At 68.8% G+C, this 16,203-nt stretch carries 16 protein-coding genes and 1 pseudogene; 3 read left to right on the top strand and 14 right to left on the bottom strand.

The features are described from left to right. Positions 1-135: pseudogene (locus AC1DVA_RS17390) on the bottom strand (IS481 family transposase); the annotation flags it as partial. A 93-nt stretch (positions 136-228) separates the two neighbouring features. Here AC1DVA_RS17390 and AC1DVA_RS17385 point away from each other — a divergent pair. Further along, positions 229-540, top strand: coding sequence for a twin-arginine translocation (Tat) (locus AC1DVA_RS17385; RefSeq protein ID WP_476806708.1), 312 nt, complete (start codon positions 229-231; stop codon positions 538-540). Between the two features lie 69 nt (positions 541-609). Further along, positions 610-903 (top strand): GlsB/YeaQ/YmgE family stress response membrane protein, encoded by a 294-nt coding sequence (locus AC1DVA_RS17380; RefSeq protein WP_476806707.1) that lies wholly within the window; start codon positions 610-612, stop codon positions 901-903. A gap of 19 nt (positions 904-922) precedes the next feature. Here AC1DVA_RS17380 and AC1DVA_RS17375 read toward each other — a convergent pair whose 3' ends face one another. From AC1DVA_RS17375 to AC1DVA_RS17340, 8 genes are read right to left on the bottom strand one after another with little or no spacing between them, the layout of a single operon-like run. Beyond that, positions 923-2,722, bottom strand: coding sequence for an SLC13 family permease (locus AC1DVA_RS17375; RefSeq protein WP_476806706.1), 1,800 nt, complete (start codon positions 2,720-2,722; stop codon positions 923-925). Positions 2,723-2,743: 21 nt separating this feature from the next. After that, positions 2,744-4,375, bottom strand: a complete 1,632-nt coding sequence (locus AC1DVA_RS17370) for a proton-conducting transporter transmembrane domain-containing protein (RefSeq protein ID WP_476806705.1) — start codon at positions 4,373-4,375, stop codon at positions 2,744-2,746. Continuing rightward, positions 4,372-5,895 carry a complex I subunit 5 family protein gene (locus AC1DVA_RS17365; protein ID WP_476806704.1) on the bottom strand — a complete coding sequence of 508 codons (1,524 nt, stop codon included), beginning with the start codon at positions 5,893-5,895 and terminating at the stop codon, positions 4,372-4,374. Before AC1DVA_RS17365 ends, AC1DVA_RS17370 begins: the two co-directional genes overlap by 4 nt. After that, positions 5,892-6,227, bottom strand: a complete 336-nt coding sequence (locus AC1DVA_RS17360) for an NADH-quinone oxidoreductase subunit K (RefSeq protein WP_476806703.1) — start codon at positions 6,225-6,227, stop codon at positions 5,892-5,894. Before AC1DVA_RS17360 ends, AC1DVA_RS17365 begins: the two co-directional genes overlap by 4 nt. Next, on the bottom strand, positions 6,224-7,156 hold the full coding sequence (locus tag AC1DVA_RS17355) for an MnhB domain-containing protein (RefSeq protein WP_476806702.1): 933 nt from the start codon (positions 7,154-7,156) through the stop codon (positions 6,224-6,226). The genes AC1DVA_RS17360 and AC1DVA_RS17355 overlap by 4 nt, the downstream gene beginning before the upstream one ends. Continuing rightward, entirely contained in the window at positions 7,153-7,446 is a 294-nt protein-coding gene (locus AC1DVA_RS17350; RefSeq protein WP_476806701.1) for a cation:proton antiporter, read from the bottom strand. Before AC1DVA_RS17350 ends, AC1DVA_RS17355 begins: the two co-directional genes overlap by 4 nt. Next, on the bottom strand, positions 7,443-7,730 hold the full coding sequence (locus AC1DVA_RS17345) for a monovalent cation/H+ antiporter complex subunit F (RefSeq protein ID WP_265053353.1): 288 nt from the start codon (positions 7,728-7,730) through the stop codon (positions 7,443-7,445). Before AC1DVA_RS17345 ends, AC1DVA_RS17350 begins: the two co-directional genes overlap by 4 nt. Further along, positions 7,723-8,232, bottom strand: coding sequence for a Na+/H+ antiporter subunit E (locus AC1DVA_RS17340; RefSeq protein ID WP_476806700.1), 510 nt, complete (start codon positions 8,230-8,232; stop codon positions 7,723-7,725). Before AC1DVA_RS17340 ends, AC1DVA_RS17345 begins: the two co-directional genes overlap by 8 nt. 269 nt (positions 8,233-8,501) lie before the next feature. Between AC1DVA_RS17340 and AC1DVA_RS17335 the strand changes: the two genes are divergently transcribed. Next, positions 8,502-10,247 (top strand): metallophosphoesterase family protein, encoded by a 1,746-nt coding sequence (locus AC1DVA_RS17335; protein ID WP_476806699.1) that lies wholly within the window; start codon positions 8,502-8,504, stop codon positions 10,245-10,247. Here the strand turns inward: AC1DVA_RS17335 and AC1DVA_RS17330 are convergent. From AC1DVA_RS17330 to AC1DVA_RS17310, 5 genes are all read right to left on the bottom strand, one after another. Further along, positions 10,237-11,295, bottom strand: a complete 1,059-nt coding sequence (locus tag AC1DVA_RS17330) for an AI-2E family transporter (RefSeq protein WP_476806698.1) — start codon at positions 11,293-11,295, stop codon at positions 10,237-10,239. The genes AC1DVA_RS17335 and AC1DVA_RS17330 overlap by 11 nt on opposite strands. Before the next feature lie 65 nt (positions 11,296-11,360). Next, the gene (locus tag AC1DVA_RS17325; RefSeq protein ID WP_476806697.1) at positions 11,361-12,431 is read right to left on the bottom strand and encodes a patatin-like phospholipase family protein; all 1,071 of its coding nucleotides are present in this window, start codon (positions 12,429-12,431) and stop codon (positions 11,361-11,363) included. 34 nt (positions 12,432-12,465) lie between these two features. Beyond that, the gene (locus AC1DVA_RS17320; RefSeq protein ID WP_476806696.1) at positions 12,466-14,196 is read right to left on the bottom strand and encodes a hypothetical protein; all 1,731 of its coding nucleotides are present in this window, start codon (positions 14,194-14,196) and stop codon (positions 12,466-12,468) included. Continuing rightward, complete coding sequence (locus tag AC1DVA_RS17315) at positions 14,193-14,702, bottom strand: DUF1269 domain-containing protein (RefSeq protein WP_265053348.1); 510 nt, start codon at positions 14,700-14,702, stop codon at positions 14,193-14,195. Before AC1DVA_RS17315 ends, AC1DVA_RS17320 begins: the two co-directional genes overlap by 4 nt. Then, entirely contained in the window at positions 14,699-16,192 is a 1,494-nt protein-coding gene (locus AC1DVA_RS17310) for a M17 family peptidase N-terminal domain-containing protein (RefSeq protein ID WP_476806695.1), read from the bottom strand. The genes AC1DVA_RS17315 and AC1DVA_RS17310 overlap by 4 nt, the downstream gene beginning before the upstream one ends. Between the last annotated feature and the right edge of the window lie 11 nt (positions 16,193-16,203).

The raw sequence follows: 16,203 nt of genomic DNA, 5'->3' as shown, positions 1-16,203 counted from the left end.
CTTCTTCCACTTCGCGACGGTCTTCTGGTTGATGCCGTAGCGCTTTGCCAGAGCCCTCAGGCTCGCTTGACTATGCTGTATCGCTCGACGGATCGCCTCCGTCGTTGTGGCGCTCCCGTGCAGAACCTGGCCCATAGTGCCTCCTTCCATCCGATGGAAAAGATCGCACCATCAAAACCTGGGATCAAACATCTAGGCTCCTCGCGAAGCGAGCTTGGAGTCGGTTCCATGGAACGACGGTCAGTCCTGTTCGGATTGTTTGCCATTGCGGCCGGCGCCGCCTCGGCCTTGCCGGCGAAGCAGGCTGAAGCGGCCCCAGCCGAGCCGAGCCCGCCCCTGCTGCCCGATCAGGATATCAGGCTGCCGGACGGGACGCCGATCGATTGGTCGCGTCGGGGACATCATCATCACCGCCGGCCGCATCACCATCGTTATCGCCGCTGGCATCGCCGCCGCTACCACCGTAGCCGGCCGGTATGCCGTATCTATCGCGACCGGTTCGGCGGGTTTATCCGTCGGTGCCGTGTGGTCTGGGTCTAGTCTTCATCAGCCGGGTGGGCGAACAGTGCGCCGCTCGGACTCGTTTCATCGAATGCGGCAGGGGGAAGCATGCAGACGCTCGATCATCTCATTGTCTGGATCATCATCGGCGTGATCGGCGGCAGCCTCGCGGGCCTGGTCATCAAATGGGACAAGCGCGGCTTCGGCCTGCTGCGAAATCTGGCGGTCGGCCTGCTCGGCGCCGTCATTGGCGGCCTGCTCTTCCGTTGGCTCCAGCTTCTGCCCAGCCTCGACGGCATCGCGATCTCGTTGAGGGACGTGATCGCGGCCTTCGTCGGCTCGCTCATCGTCCTCGTCGCGCTGTGGGCCTGGAGGCGCTTCGGAGCCGGTCACACGGCCTGAACCAGCGGGCCGGGCGACCTCAAAACCGCCAGACCAGCGGCACGTAGAACACGGCCATGACGAAGAACCAGAGCATCAGTGGCGTGCCGAGCTTCCAGTAGCTGTTGAAGCTGTAGCCGCCCGGACCCATGACCATCATGTTGGTCGCGGTCGCGATCGGCGTCAGGAACGACGCCGAGCCGGCGATGCACAGGCTCATCAGCACCGGGCGCGGCGAGACGCCCATGCCGGCAGCGGCAGCCATGGCGATCGGGATGACCAGCATGGTCGTCGCCGTATTGCTCATGACCTGACCGAGGCTCGCCGTCAGCACGAAGAGGCCTGCGAGGAAGACGATCGGCCCTGCCCCGCCGGTCAGCGTCACCAGATGGTCCGCGACGACCTTGGCCGCGCCTGACTGCACCATGGCGGTGGAGAGCGGCATCATCGCCGCGATCAGGATCACCGTCGTCCAGTTGATCGCGCGATAGGCCTGCTCGACGGTCATGATGCCCGCGGCGATCAGCGCGCCGGCACAGAGCAATCCGGCGACGGCGGGCGGGACGATGCCGGTCGCGAGCAGCGTGACGAGGCACGCCAGCACGGCCAGCGCGACGCCTGCGCCTGCGCCCATCGGCACGGCCTGTCGCCTGACGAGGTCGGGAGAGTTGACGACGAGCACATCGGGATCGTCGAGACGCAGATCGAGAGCCTCCCAACTGCCTTCTAGCAGGAGCGTGTCGCCGGCCAGAAGCGTATCGCCCGGGTCGAGATCGACGCCCGCCCGCTGCACCGCCAGCACGACGAGATCCCCGCTATCGGTGACCATGCCGGGAAACAGGGCGCGGCCGATCAGTGCCGAGCGCGGCGGGATCACCACCTCGGCGAGACCCGAACGACGGCTGAACAGCCCCGTTTCCGTCTGCTCGTCGCGCAAGGCGAGATGCTTTTCGGCGGCCAGCGTCGCGATGGCCTCCGCATCGCCGCGCACCAGCAGATAGTCGCCCTCCGAAACGGCGGGCGCGCGCAGCGGCGTGCCGGAGGCCCCAGCCTGCACGGCCATCAGGCTGAGCCGCCCGTCCGCGCCGACATCGATATCCGCCGGGGCGATGCCGACATAGGAAGAGGTTGCGCGCACGCGTAGCCTGAAGATGCCGTCGCTCAGCCCGTAATGCTCCACGAGGGTCTGAGCATGCCGGCTGAAATCGGCCGGCAGCCGCGCGCTGCTCTCCTGCGGCAGCAGGCGGCGACCGAGCAACAGGATGATCGCGATCGTGCCGGCCAGCAGCGGCAGGCCGACGAGGGCGAACTCAGCGAAAGCGAAGCCCTGCAGGCCGGCATCCTCCAGCGCTTCGGAGACGAGGATGTTCTTCGGCGCGCCCGTCAGCAGCAGGTTGGAGCCGGCATGGGAGGCGAAGGCGAGCGGCATCAGGAGCTGGGATGGCGACTGGCGCAAACGCACCGCCGCCATGACCGCGACCGGCATCAACGCCGCGACCGCGCCGCTGCCGCTGATGAACGCGCTGAGACAGCCGGCCGCCACCATGATGATGATCAGCAGGCGGCTTCGGGCGTCGGCACCGGCCTTGGCGATCAGATATTGCCCCGCCCAGGCAGTGACGCCGGTCCTCTCCAGCGCTGCGCTGATGATGAAGAGGCTGGCGACGAAGAGCGCGGCGCGATCGCCGAAGCCGGCGAAGGCCTGATCGAGCGTAACCACGCCCGTCGCCCATAGCGCCAGCGCCGCTCCGATCGCGACCACGACGACCGGCAGCCTGTTCCAGGTGAACAGCGCGATCGTGACGACCGTAACCAGGGCAGTGCTTTCGATCGGTGTCACGTCGCAGTCCTCTGGCCGGCGTCAGGCCCGGAGCATCAAAGCCCCGCCGAGCAGGATGGCAAGAGCGATCAGCCCCAGCCCGGCCACGGGCCAGCGCCGGAGATAGGCGTCGATTTCCGCGATGCCATTCGAGAATCCGCGAACGAATGGCCCTCCCGCCTGGGCCAGGACGACGATGTCGCCCTCGGGAATCATGCCCAGACGCCGCGGCAAACGTTGCACGAACAGCATCACCGCCGCGCCCAGTAGCATGGGCCAGAGCACCTTCCAGAGCGCCTCCGGCTGGAGCAGGCTGGCCAGCGCTTCGCCAGAGATCGCGGGATAGAGCGACCAGGGAATGACGAAGGCGGCGGCGACCACGACCAGCCAGGGCACGAGCTGGCCGGGCGGCGGCAAGGCAGGCGGATTGTCGAGCGTGTCGCGGCGGATGATCATCAGGAAATGCAGCATCAGCGCGGTGCTGCCGGCCGCGGCGAGCGACATCGCGCCGGCAAGCCAGCCATAGCCGAGGATCGGCTTTGTCGCGAGCTTGGCCAGCGCCCCGCTGGTCAGCGGCATGCCGCCAAGGCTCAGCGCGAGAACCGCCATCAGCAGCAGCACCAGCCTCAACCGGCGGCCACCCGTCGCGGCCAGGATGCCGACGCCGAGGAAGAGCGCGCCCTTCACCAGCGTGTGGTGGACGGCGTAATAGGCCGTCAGCTGCGTCGCGGCCGGGTCGGCAGTGCCGAGACCGACGCCGAGCAGCACCGCCAGCAGCCCCATCTGGCTCACGGTGGAATAGGCCAGCACCGTCTTGGCCCGCCGTTGGGTGATGCCGACGAGGACGCCGTAATAGGCCGTGACAACGCCGACGCCGACCAGCACGCCGCCCCAGAAGGGCTCGCCCGCCTCGAAAGGCAGGAAGCGGATGAGCCCGATCACGCCGGCCTTGACCACGACGCCGCTCAGGACGGCCGAAGCCGGCGTCGGCGCGGCCGGATGTGCCAGCGGCAGCCAGACATGCAGCGGCACCAGCCCCATTTTCAGCGCGAAGCCGAGGATGAACAGCGCGATGATGCCGTTGCGCATCGGATTTGCCGGCAGATCGGCGACGACGCTTCGGATCTGCGGGTTGGCGTCGGGGTGGTTGGCGGCCAGCATCACCAGCGCGATCAAAAGGAACGCCTCGGCTGCCAGCGCGAGCACGACATAGATCACGCCGGCCCGGTGCGCGGGGGCGGTCTGCTCGTGGATGATCAGGCCGTAGGCCGCGAGGCTCGCCAGCGTGAACAGCAGGTAGAAGTTCACGACGTCGCCGACGATGAAGAGGCCGAGGCTGCCGGCCAGCGTCAGCAGCCACCAGATCGCGAAGCGCGGTGCGCCGGGATCGCGGCCCATGAGCGAGGCTGCATAGGCCCCGGCGGCGCTCCAGAGCAGCGCGGCGCCGCCGAGCAGGATCGCGCCCGGCTGGTCGAGCACCAGCGTCAGCCGGAACGGCGTCGGGAAGAAGGCGAAGCGTCCTTCGGGCACGAATAGCGCCGCCAACAAAGCCGGCAAAGGAGCGATGAGCAGAACGGCCGTTGCCCTTTCCCTGAACCAGGTCGATAGGCAGCAGGCGGCGAACAGGAGCGGGACGAGCAGAGCCGAGGCGAGGAGCAGGCCGGCGGCGGTCATGGCGTCAACGCCATGGCCAGGCCGTCGCGGCCGATCTGCAGGAAGCCGAAGGGGCGCAGCGGCACGAAGCCGATCAGCACGGCAGCGACCGCGAGCGCGAGCGCCGCGAATTCGAGCCGGCGCGGAATCGGCCTGAGGGTCTTTACCGGAACCGTGGGGACCGCCAGCGCCTTGTCGATCACGCGGAAGACATAGCCGCCGGCGAGAAGCCCGCCGATGAGGATGGTCGCCGCCAGCCAGGGGTAGCCGCCGATCACCGCAGCCGTCAGCAGCAGGCATTTGGCGACGAAGCCGCCGCTCGGCGGAATACCCATCAGCGAGAGCCCGGCCAGGCAGAAGGCCGCAGCGCTCAAGGGCAGCACCCGGCCGAAGCCGCCGAGATCGGCGATGCGGTCATGGCCGAAGGCCTCGGCGATGACGCCCGCGGCCAGGAACATCGCCGCCTTCGCCAGCGCGTGGGAGATCAGCTGCAGGGCGCCGCCGGTCCAGGCGATCGTGCCCCAGGGCGGCAGGTCGGCGCTGCCGGCGGCGAGCGGGAAGACGATGAAGAGATAGCCGATCTGCGCCACGGTCGAATAGGCGATCATCAGCTTGAGCCGGGCCTGCTTGAGCGCCATGACGCTGCAGAACAGGATCGAGGCGGCGCCGAGGACGGCGAGCAACTGCCCTGCGATCGCGGCCGCCTGCGGAGGGGCGACGTCGAGCACCAGCCGCAGGATCAGGAAGACCGGTGCCTTGATCACCAGCGCCGAGAGCACGGCACTCGCCGGCGCCGGCGCTCCGGCATGGGCGGGGGGCAGCCACAGATGCAGCGGAAACAGCGCGGCCTTGGCGAGCAGGCCGACGATCATCAGCGCCAGTGCGACCGAAAGCGCCGGGTCCTGCCGGCTCAGCCGCGAGAGCGCGAGCAGATCGAGCGTGCCGTACTGGCCGTAGAGCAAGCCGGTTCCGAGCAGATAGAGGAGCGAGCCGACCAGCGCGAACAGCAGGTAGCGCAGCGCGGCCATGATCGTCTTCGAGCGGCCGTCGAGGCAGACGAGCGGCACCGCGGCGAAGGTCAGCAACTCCAGCGCGACATAGAGGTTGAACAGGTCCTCGCCCACGAAGACCGCGTTCAGCGCGCTCCAGAGCGAAAGCAGCATCAGCCAGAAGGTGGTCTGCGCGCGCCCTTCGCGCGCGCCTTCATCGAGCCCGTGCTGGACACGGGCGAACAGCCCGACCGCGACCACGACCAGCGCCGTCATGACGAGCATGGCCCCCGACAGCCCGTCCGCCCGCAGCGCGATCCCGAGCGGCGGCTGCCAGGCGCCGACGACATAGGAAAGCGCGGCCCCGCTCGATATCAGCTCGGCCGCGATCGCGACGGCGATGGCGAGCCCTGCCGCGAGCGTCACCATCGCGATGCGCGCCGCGCTCCGCGGTCCGCAGGCGACGATGGCCAGCACGGCGCAGACCGGCAGGATCACGGCCAGCACCAGCAGATAGCCGCCCGGCGTGGTCGCGTGGACGAGCGGCGTCACGAGCCGCTCTCCCGTTCGGCGGCTTCCGCCCGATCGCCGTCGGTCAGCTCGGATAGCCGCTTCAGCAGGGCGACGGCCAATGCGCTTGCGGAAAAGGCGACGACGATGCCGGTGATCACCAGCGCCTGTGGCACGGGGTCAGCGTCGAATCCGGCAGCGGCGCCGCGTCGCGCGACGGCGCCGAAAACGAGGAAGATGCCCGCGCCGAGGATGTTGCAGCCGACGATCCGGCGCAGCAGCCCGGTCTGCGTCACGACGGCGAAAAGCCCGATGCCGACTAGCCCGGCGCCGCACAGGCCGAACAGCACGCCGGGCTGCAGCACCGCGGTCATCGCGCCGGCGCCTTTCGGGCAGGGCCGGCGACCAGCATCGCCAGCGCCGCCGCGACCGACAGTGTCAGCGCCGCCTCGATCGCCAGGATCAGCGGCTTCGCCATGGCCTCCGGATAGGCGAGAAAGGCGTCGGCGAAGACGAAGCCGAGAAAGGCGATCGCCAGGAACAAGGCGGGGCCGCCGACCAGCACGAGCCGCAGCAGCGGCCGGGCCGTATCGGGAGCGGGATACAACCCCGCCATCATCACCAGCAGCCACATCGCGGCGAGCACGGTGCCGGCCTGGAAGGTGCCGCCCGGTGCATCGGCCCCGACCCAGAACATGTAGACGCCGATCACCACGCCGAAGGGTGGCAGGACGCGCGCGAGATAGGCCAGCGGCCCGGGAATCGCGGCCGGCTTCACCTCCGGAGCGCCGCCCCACAGACCATCCGGTGCCAGCGACCAGACCCCGATCAGGGCGAGCAGCACCACGACCTTCTCCAGAAGCGTGTCGAGCGCGCGATAGGAGAGGAGCACGGCCGTGACGGGATTGCCGAGGCCGGTGGCGCCGAGCGCGGCCGAAGCGGCGGGAGCCAGTGTCGGAGGGGGCGAGGAGAATGTCAGTACGGCCAGGCCCAGCCCGGCCGAGACCGCGGCGCAGCCCAGCGCGACCGCCGCCTTTCCCGCTGCGCTCATCGGCTCGGCATTCTTGTCGCGGCCGCGGAGGGCGGCTTCCGCCCGCAGAAGCAGGATGCCGGTTCCGCCGCCGCCGATGGCGATCTCGGTCAACGCGACATCGGGGGCGGCAAGCCGGACCCAACCGAGCCCGAGCAGGAGCCCGAAGGCGAGAAAGGCCACGATTGCGCTGCGCTCATGCGGCTGCGCCACGACATGAACCGCGAGCGCCAGCAACCAGGCGACGAGCGCGAGGTCGAGCAGGGTCGTCATGGGTCGGCTTTGTCGCGATAGACGGCGTTGGCGAGCAACTGGCTCGCCGTAGCGGCCGAAAGCTGCGCCAGCAGCCAGACGCAGACGAGCTTAAACCCGCCCGCGACGCTCGTCGCTTGCGGCAGGAGGCCGATGACGATCAGCCCGAGCCCGAGATTGTCGGCCTTGCTGATGGCATGAAGCCGGCTCAGCGTATCGGGGAAACGCAGCAGGCCGAGCGTGCCGGCCAGGAAGAGCAGCGCGCCTGCCGTCACCAGAACGATGGTGAAGAAATCCGCGAGCGCGCTCATGGCCGATCTTCCGATGGCTTGCGATCCCCGCCCTGCCCGGCCCCGCCCATAACGAAGGCCACGCAGGAGAACGCCGCGAACAGGGCGAGCAGCAGCGCCACGTCGATCGTCGCCGCCGATCCTGACGCCGCGCCCAGCAGCAGGAGCGCCGCCGCCCCGCCGGTGCCGAGCAACTGCACCGCCATCATGCGCTCGGCGACCGTCCGGGCGCGCAGAACCCGGAACAGCGCGACTGCGGTCACCGCCAGGATGAACAGCGCTGCGCCCGTCAGGACATCAGCCATCGCGCTTCTCCGGTTTGAGAATACGGTTGAAGGCCGCCTCGTCGGCAGAGACCTGCTCGGCCACGGCCTCGCGCAGGTCTAGGCAATGGATATGCAGCGTGCCGTCGGTTTCCACGGCGACCGGAAGCTTGCCCGGCTGCAGGCTCATCACGGCGCAAGCCGAGTCACGCGCCAAGCCGACAGGTATGGTGGAACGACAGGTCGTGAAGCCCGGCCTCAGGTCGGGTTCGCGTGCAAAGGCGCGCCGGGCGACATCGAGCCCCGCTACGACGGACTGCGGCAGGAAGCGAGCCAGGAACCGCGCGAGACCGGGCAATGAGAGCTTCCCGCCGGCCGGCCAGAGGGCCGTGCTCGCCCAGACGCCGGCGGCGCTGGCGGCGAGCCCGACCGGCAGATCCGCCAGTGCCGGGCCCATCAGGATCACCCATAGCAGCAGCAGGCCCAGCCCCCGAGCCAGGAGCGTCGAGAGCGGCACGTCGTCGGCTGCGGCCGATCCCTCCATCGTATCTCCCGCCCTTGGCCGATGCCTGGGATCCACCTCGGCAAGGTAGCGCCGGCCCTTCCGGGCAACATCAGCCCGACGTCTCAGTCCTGTGCGCCACGTCCCATTCTCGGCTCCATCGGCTGGCGAGCGCCTGCTCGATCTGCGCAGGATGGCGCCGGCGCGATATCCGGCCGGAGCCGCCGGATCGCGCCGGCGCCGGTTCTTGGAGATCGCATGCACCAGTCGAGGTTTTCGCCGATATCGGCCCCCTGCCCGGCCGGGCCGCCATGCCGATGATTATCGAGCCGCGAAACGGCGATGCCGAGGACGATGCGAGCAGCACCAAGACGCATTCGCTGATCGCGATCGCGGGCAGCCTGCTCGGCGAGATCAGCCTGCCCAAGCTCGCGCTCGCCTGGGTCATCGGGGCGCTGCTGCCGAGCCTGCTGCTGGGCGCGGCCCCCCTCGTCCTCACCGCCTGGGTCGCGTCGATATCGGGCCGCGTCACCGCGCTCGCCGGGATCGGCTCCCTGATCCTGCTCGCTTTGGTCGGAACGGTCGGCTGGTACGGTTTCCGCCCGCTGTTTCGCATGGCGGAGAGGAGCTTCTGGTCGCTCAACGCGCTGGTGGTACAGCCGGGCTATGCCGTCTGCCGGGAAGGCCTGCAGCACCTCGCCGAACGCTTCTTCTCCGCCGGGCGAAACCCGGACAGGCGCGCGACCTGGCGCGCCGGAAGCGCGATCGGTGCCGGTCTGCTCGGCTGCCTCGTCTCGGGCGCCGTGTGCGCTCTCGTCTGGCCGGCCACCCGCTGGTCCGGCGGCTTCGGCGACTTTATCGACCCGCTGCGGCTCGTCGTCCCGGCCCTGGCCAATGCCGTCGCCGTGATGTCGCTGTATCTGGCTGCCGCCTCGTTGTTCTGGGGCATGGCCGACGGCTTCATGGATCAGCCGCGCGATCTCGGCGGCTTCGATGTCGTGCCGGCGTCGGCCCGCCGATGGCGCGTCGCGCATCTCTCGGACGTGCATGTCGTCGGCGAGCGCTACGGTTTCAGGATCGAGAGCGGGCGCGCCGGTCCGCGCGGCAACGAGCGGTTCCTGCAAGTGCTCGACAGGCTGGCGGAGATCCACGCGGCCGAGCCCCTCGACCTGCTGCTCATCACCGGCGACATGACCGATGCCGGACGCTCGGCCGAATGGGCCGAATTCCTCGACGCGATGCAGCGCCATCCCGCGCTTGCCGAGCGCAGCCTGATTCTGCCCGGCAACCACGACGTCAACATCGTCGATCGCGCCAACCCCGCCCGGCTCGAATTGCCGGGCAGCCCCGGCAAGCGCTTGCGCCAGATGCGGACGCTTTCGGCCATCGCGGCTCTGCACGGCGAACGCGTGCGGGTCTTCGACCAGAGCCGGACGAAGCTGGCCGGCAGCCTTGCGAGCGCGCTCGAACCGCATCGCGACCGGATCGCCGCCTTCGCCGATGCCGGCGGCATGCGGCTTTCGATGGGGCTCGGCACGATCTGGGCCGATGCCTTTCCGATGGTGCTGCCGCCGGCGGAGCCCGACGGGCTCGGCGTCATCCTGCTGAACTCCAATGCGGAAGCGCATTTCTCCTTCACCAACGCGCTCGGCCTCGTCGCCGAGGAGGACATGCAGGCCGTCCTCGCCGTCATCCGCGAATTCCCGCAGGCGCGTTGGGTCCTCGCCCTCCACCACCATCCGATCGAGTATCCGCGGCCGGCGAAGGCCTTTTCGGAGCGTATCGGAACCGCGCTGATCAACGGCAGCCGGCTGCTGCGGCTGCTGCGTCCGGTGTCCCACCGCATGGTCGCGATGCATGGGCACCGCCATATCGACTGGATCGGCCGGTGCGGCGCTTTGAAGATCGTATCCGCCCCCTCGCCCGTCATGGAGGCGACGGAGGCCGACCCGACCTGCTTCTACATCCACACGCTGGCGGCCGCCGATGCTGGGATCGCGCTGCTGGAGCCGCAGCGCGTCGTGATCGAGCCGCGCCCTTCCGCCGTCAGCGCGTGACCGGCTCGCCATCCACAACGGGTACGTCCTTCTGCGGCGAGCCGAAGATTTCCGCGAGCCACAGGCTCGACGGGTGCAGGGCGCAGAAGGTGAGGAAGGCGATGGTGATGGGCACGCCGATGAAGGCGCCGAAAACGCCCCAGAGATAACTCCAGAAGAACACCGAGAACAGCACGGTCGCCGGCGAGATCGAGAGCGCGCTGCCGGCGACGCGGGGCTCGACATAGCTGCCCACGACGAACTGGATCAGGTTGAGGCAGGCGAAGACCGCGACCACCGCCTGCCACGATCCGAACTGCGTCATCGCGAACAAGGTCGGGAAGACGGTGGCGACGAGCGGGCCGAGGAACGGAATGTAGTTCAGCGAGAAGGCGATGAAGCCCCATTCCTCGGCGAGCTGAAGCCCGACGGCCCTGGCAAAGAGCCAGACCAGGACGCCGGTGATCACGCTCATCAGGGTTCTGACCAGCATGTAGCGCCTGATCTTGGCGGCAGTCTCCATGCTGCCCTGCAGCAGCAGGGCGCCGGCGGCGTGGTTGCGCATGCCCTTGAGCTTGCGGCCGAAATCATCGACCTCCAGCAACCCGAGAAAGACATAGACCAGCACCACGAGCCAGAAGCTCATCGTGCTGTTCAGCCGGCCGGTGACGGTCTGGGCCGTCCGGAGCATCCAGCCGACGCTGAACGCCTCCGACCATGCTCCCGCCACTGCGATTCCATGCCCTTCGAGCCAGACCGTGACCTGGTCGTAGAACGCCTGGAAGCGGGCGGCGTCGGCGACGATCCAGCGCCCGACACGTCCGAACGCGGACACAACCAGCGAGCCGACATAGACGAATGCGACGGTCATGACGATGACGCTGACGGCGAGAGCGAGCAGCCGCGGCAGAAAGCCCTGAAGCATCTTCTGGAGAGGCCAGACCAGCGCGATGATGAACAGCGCGAAGGCGACCGGCGCGAAGACCGAGCTCGCGACGGAAAGCGCCGCGATCACCAGGATCGTGGCGATCACGACCTGAGCCGCCTGGTGGACATTACCGCTCGTCATAGACAGACCCCGTTCCGCACCCATCGCCCTGTCGGCGTGGCGCAATCCTTCAGCATCGACACCCGTCAGACGCCCTTGGTGAATTCGTCGAGATCCAGCGTCGAGCGCTTGCCGATCTCGTCCCGGTGCTCCCGGTAGAATGCCTCTGCCGAGCGCCTGCCCTCGTCATGGAGCATCGTCAGGAATTCCCATTCGGCGTTGAGCTTCGAAGAGTAGCCGAGCTCGGCCATGGCGTCGCTGGCGATGCGGTGGATGCGCATGCGGGCCCATCGTGCCCCCTCGCCCGCGCCGGAAACCGCCTCGCGCTGCAAGAGCGCCATCATGCGCAGCTCCTTCAGCAGCACCGCATTGAACGAGACCTCGTTGAGGCGGTTGAGGATGTCGCGCGCCGTCCGGGGCGTGCCCGGCCGCTCGACGGGGTTGATCTGGACGAGGATCGTGTCGCGCGCATTGCTCTCCTCGATAAGCGGCGTCATGGTCGGGTTGCCGGAATAGCCGCCGTCCCAATAGCTCTCGCCGTCGATCTCGACCGCCTGGAACAGGGTCGGCAGGCATGCGGAGGCGAGCAGCACCTCCGGCGTGATCTCCGCATTGCGGAAGACGCGGCTGCGGCCGGTCCGGACATTCGTCGCGGTGATGAACAGCTTGATCGGGCATGTCGCGAGCGCCTCGAAATCGATGACCTCTGCGAGGATATCGGTCAGCGGATTGGTGCCCATTGGGTTGAGGCTGTAGGGCGAGACGACCCGGGACATCATGTCCATCGCCACGAAGAGCGGCGAGGTGTCGAGCGTCCAGCGCCCGAGCAGGACATCGAGCGGCGTGCGCTGGAACGGGCTGAATCGCGCTGCTTCGGACACCTTCCGCCAGAACCGGTCAAGCGCCTCGCGCGCGCCGTCGCGCCCGCCCTTGGCAAAGCCGGAAGCGAGCACGGCGGCGTTCATGGCGCCGGCCGAGGTGCCGGAGATCGCCTCGATCTCGAGCCAGTCCTCCTCGAGGATCCGGGACAGCACGCCCCAGGCGAAGGCGCCGTGCGCCCCGCCGCCCTGCAGCGCGAGATCGATGTCGAGCGACTCGCGGGGCTGGGTGCTGCGATCCTTGGAGGGGCGGCTGGAGGGAGAAGGCGTCTTGCTCACCGGAACATCACTCCACCTGAAGGGGGCGGCAAGGTCATGACGACTTCACCAGTCCCGAGAAACCCGCAACCGCCAGCAGGCTCAAGGCCCAACCGACGATCGACTGGAAATAGAAATAGTTGATCGCGACGCGGCCCCCGGGCTTCGTCGGGTTCGGCCGCCAGAACGTGCGCTGGCCCATGTCGAGCACGGGCAGCAGCGTGTCGAGCGAGTACATCCACGGGCTGAAGGCCGGATAGCTCGAAGCCTCCCAGCGCTGGCGGAAGCAAGCGAGCTGGTTCTGCCCGGGAGCGGCCAGCCCCTGCGACGGCCCGCTGGCGACCAGAGGTCGCTGCTCGCCCTGCTCGATGCCGCACAAAGTCCATTCCGGCGCGCGGAGCACGACGGCGCTGTTCGGCATGATGGCGCCATGGCGCTCGGCATAGGCGAAGATCGCGACGCCCGCGAGCCAGAAGCAGATGAGCCAGATGAAGGCGAGGAAGGGCCTGCGGCCATAGCCCAGCGTGATCCCGAGAATGCCGTCGGCGACGGACAGCATACCTCGCCAGACCGCGTTCTCCGTCCGCGCCCGTCGCGCCCGGCGCTGCAGCCGCTCCTTGATGACCAGTACGGAGCGCGCATCCTCGCCATGCCCCATTTCGCGGAACACGGCCGCCAGCTGTTCATAGGGCTGGGGCCAGAAATCCTCGCCCCAGCGCTCGGGCTTCTGACGCGCGAGCCAGTCCAGCCGACTGTCGGCATCGACCGGCCCGTCGATGAATGCCCCGTAGCGGCAGCGATTGAGCAGCAAATCGCCGGGCTTCGGCCACGAGGCCGCCTCGTCATGGATCGTGCCGATCGAGGCGCCGGTCAGCGCCAGCGTGCCGTCCAGCCGGGCGTCACGGCGCAGGAAGAAGGCCCCCTTGATGGCGGCACGGCTGGCCTCGACCGCCGCTTCCCCAGCATTGTCGACGAGCGTGCCGGAGCAATCGAGATCGCCGGCGATCGCGGAACCGGTCAGCCGCACCTCGCCCGTGACATGGGCATTTCTCAGGATGATGCTGCCGTTGCAGGCGATCTCGGTCGCGTCGAGCGCGGTTCGCGCGAAGGCCGGAATGCTCGCGCCGGCCGCATCGAGATCGGCGGCCAGGACGGCACCCGCCAGATTGATGCCGCCGCGGATCGTCGCGCCGCGCAGGAGCACGTTGCGCACCTCCAGGCTGCGACCCAGCAGGGCGTAGCCGCCGCGGTCGCGGATCGTCGCGCCGTCGCATTCGAGATTCCCGCCGAGGCGCGCCTGGTCGACGTCGATCCCGCCTTCGACCTCCGCCCCGCGCAGATAGACGCCGCCGCGCGCCTCCAGCCGCTCCGCCTGCAGGCCGGGAAGCCGCGAGCCGTCCAGGAAGAGCCGGTTGATGATGGCGGCGCGCAGGATCGGCGTCGCCTCGAAACGGCAATCGTTCAGGCCGATATCGCGAAAGACGCGGCACGCTTCGAGGTCGAGGACCTCCGAGATCCAGGCGCCGCGGACGAGGACACCCTTCTCATGCGGGCGGCATCCGGCCTCGCCGCCCAGAATCAGGAAGCGCAGGAAGGTGGCCCGCACGATGCGCGCAGGGTCCGGCTCCGCGGGCAGGATGCCGTCGCCGAGCCGGTCGAAGTTGCCGGACTGGAGCCGGGCGACGATCTCCTCCTCTGCCGGCAGCAGAGGACGGAAATCGTCGAGGCGCGCCGTCGAGGCCGCCCACATGGCGGCCTCCGCGCCCAGGCTCCAGTCGGAGGTCACGCCGGCGACGCCTCGGTGCTCGCCACGGCCGACAGGGCCTCGCGTAGCTGGCCTTCCTTCGTCTCGTCGAAGGAGGTGCTGATCAAAGTGCCGCCGACACCCTTGAGGTCGGCGAGGACCTTGTCCGTCGTCATCTTGCGGATCAGCAGGAAGAGGCCCGCCGTGTTCGGCTGCAATGCCGAGGCGGCATCCTTCATGAACTGGTCGTTGATGCCGATGTCCGTGAACTTGCCGCTCAGCGCGCCGGAGGCGGCACCGAGCGCCGTGCCGACCAACGGCGCCAGGAAGATGAAGCCGATGAGCGTGCCCCAGAGCGCGCCCGAGGCGGCGCCCGTAGCGGTCAGATTGATCATCTGGTTGAGCTTCACCTGGCCCTTGTCGTCCTTGACGACGACGACGGCGTCGCCGAGCTCGATCAGGTATTCGCGCTGGAGCGAAAGGACCTTCTGGCGGACTTCCTCGGCCTTCTGCTCGGTCGGGAAGGCGATGAAAACGAGATCACTCATGAATGAAGCTCCGTTCTTGAGCGGGGGGAAAAGATCGCATTGCCCGGCACCGCCCGTGCCCGGCCGATCAGGAATTCTGCAAGCAGCGGGACAGGACGCCCTGTCGCGCTGCGCATCCGGCCGGCTGTCGAGCCCGTGCCGGAAATGTCGAGATGAGCCCAGGGATAGGCGGTGGCGAAGCGGGCGAGATCCGAAGCGGCGGCAATCGCCTCCGGCGGGCCGTCGACAGGGTCGGACTCGACGCCGTGCATTGCCCAAGATCGCGGATGGTCATCCCACAGCGGCAGCTGCCAGACGGCGTCGCCCGAGCTTCCGCCGCATTTCACCAGCTCCGATGCCAGGGCGTCGTCATTGGCGAAAAGGCCGCTGGCATGGCTGCCCAGCGCGGCTGTAGAGGCGCGGGTCAGCGCCGCGACATCGATGACGCAATTCGGCGAGAATTGCGCGGCATAGCTCAGCACGTCGGCCAGCAGCGATGGCGCGGGTACATGGGGAGAGCGGATCTCCTTCGGCCTGGCCGGCCGCCATCCGCCGCGCGGCGCCCCGCCCTCGCTGGCGACGATGAGGCCGACGACATTGAGGGCGAGGCCGAGCCGCTCGACCGTCCGCATCGCGCCCAGCACGCCGGCGATGCCGCGCATGTCGCGGATCGAGGCGTGACGCAGGCGCTGCTCGTGCTGAAGGTCGAGCCCCGCCCCGCCATTGCCGATCAATACGATCGGTCGACCGGCCGCCATGCGCCGGTCGCTTCGCAGGACGATCAACTTGCAGGCGCCGGCCGCGGCCTTCTCCCATGCAAGGAACGTCGCCATTCCGTGATTCTCGAAATCGCTCCGCCCCAACACATCGACGCTGAAGTCGAACTGGCTTGCCATCGCCGACGCCGTCCGGGCGATGAAGGCCGGAGTACACGAATCCGGCGGCAGGTTTCCCAGCTCCTTGGCGAAGGAAACGCCCTCCCCGATCGCCACGCCCTGCCGCAGCGCCGCGACGAGCTCGGAGGTCAGGGCCTGGGGCACGAGCAACATGATGTTGCGCTGCTCCTCGCGCATCGCCCTGTCGGGGAGACCGAAGTCGTAGCGGCCATCGGCGAGAATCCGCCCCGCCTGCTGCATCCGCCAGCTCAGTGCCCGGCGCGGAACCTCGTTCTCCGCCAGCGTGACCACGATCTCCCTTGCCGGATCGTCGTTCAGGGCTTTCGCGACCGCCGCGAGCCCTTGCCGGTAGGCCCGCTCCGAAAAGGTCTCGGCCCGCCCGAGGCCGACCAGCAGAACGCGTCGCGCCGCGACGCCGGGCAACGCCCCGATCAGGCGCGTCGCACCCACGGTTTCACCGAGATCGGCCTGGGCGACGATGGCTGCCAGTCGACCGGCCGAGCGGTCGTTCGCCGCCCGCGCCGAGCCCGTCAGCGGGCCGTCGCAGAACACGCCCAGGACGAGCAGCTCGGTCCCGAGTTTCTCGGCTTCTCCGACGGCCGGGATGATTTCCATGGATGCCCTCT

Source organism: Allobosea sp. P4_C6 (assembly GCF_056402015.1).
This window is presented reverse-complemented; position numbering and strand designations above follow the sequence as displayed.

Coding starts and splice junctions, on each gene's coding strand:
- AC1DVA_RS17370 (WP_476806705.1), bottom strand. CDS start 4,375: ATGACCGCCGCCGGCCTGCTCCTCGCCTCGGCTCTGCTCGTCCCGCTC.
- AC1DVA_RS17330 (WP_476806698.1), bottom strand. CDS start 11,295: ATGACGAGCGGTAATGTCCACCAGGCGGCTCAGGTCGTGATCGCCACG.
- AC1DVA_RS17355 (WP_476806702.1), bottom strand. CDS start 7,156: ATGACGACCCTGCTCGACCTCGCGCTCGTCGCCTGGTTGCTGGCGCTC.
- AC1DVA_RS17340 (WP_476806700.1), bottom strand. CDS start 8,232: ATGGAGGGATCGGCCGCAGCCGACGACGTGCCGCTCTCGACGCTCCTG.
- AC1DVA_RS17310 (WP_476806695.1), bottom strand. CDS start 16,192: ATGGAAATCATCCCGGCCGTCGGAGAAGCCGAGAAACTCGGGACCGAG.
- AC1DVA_RS17350 (WP_476806701.1), bottom strand. CDS start 7,446: ATGAGCGCGCTCGCGGATTTCTTCACCATCGTTCTGGTGACGGCAGGC.
- AC1DVA_RS17385 (WP_476806708.1), top strand. CDS start 229: ATGGAACGACGGTCAGTCCTGTTCGGATTGTTTGCCATTGCGGCCGGC.
- AC1DVA_RS17315 (WP_265053348.1), bottom strand. CDS start 14,702: ATGAGTGATCTCGTTTTCATCGCCTTCCCGACCGAGCAGAAGGCCGAG.
- AC1DVA_RS17345 (WP_265053353.1), bottom strand. CDS start 7,730: ATGGCTGATGTCCTGACGGGCGCAGCGCTGTTCATCCTGGCGGTGACC.
- AC1DVA_RS17380 (WP_476806707.1), top strand. CDS start 610: ATGCAGACGCTCGATCATCTCATTGTCTGGATCATCATCGGCGTGATC.
- AC1DVA_RS17335 (WP_476806699.1), top strand. CDS start 8,502: ATGCCGATGATTATCGAGCCGCGAAACGGCGATGCCGAGGACGATGCG.
- AC1DVA_RS17360 (WP_476806703.1), bottom strand. CDS start 6,227: ATGACCGCGGTGCTGCAGCCCGGCGTGCTGTTCGGCCTGTGCGGCGCC.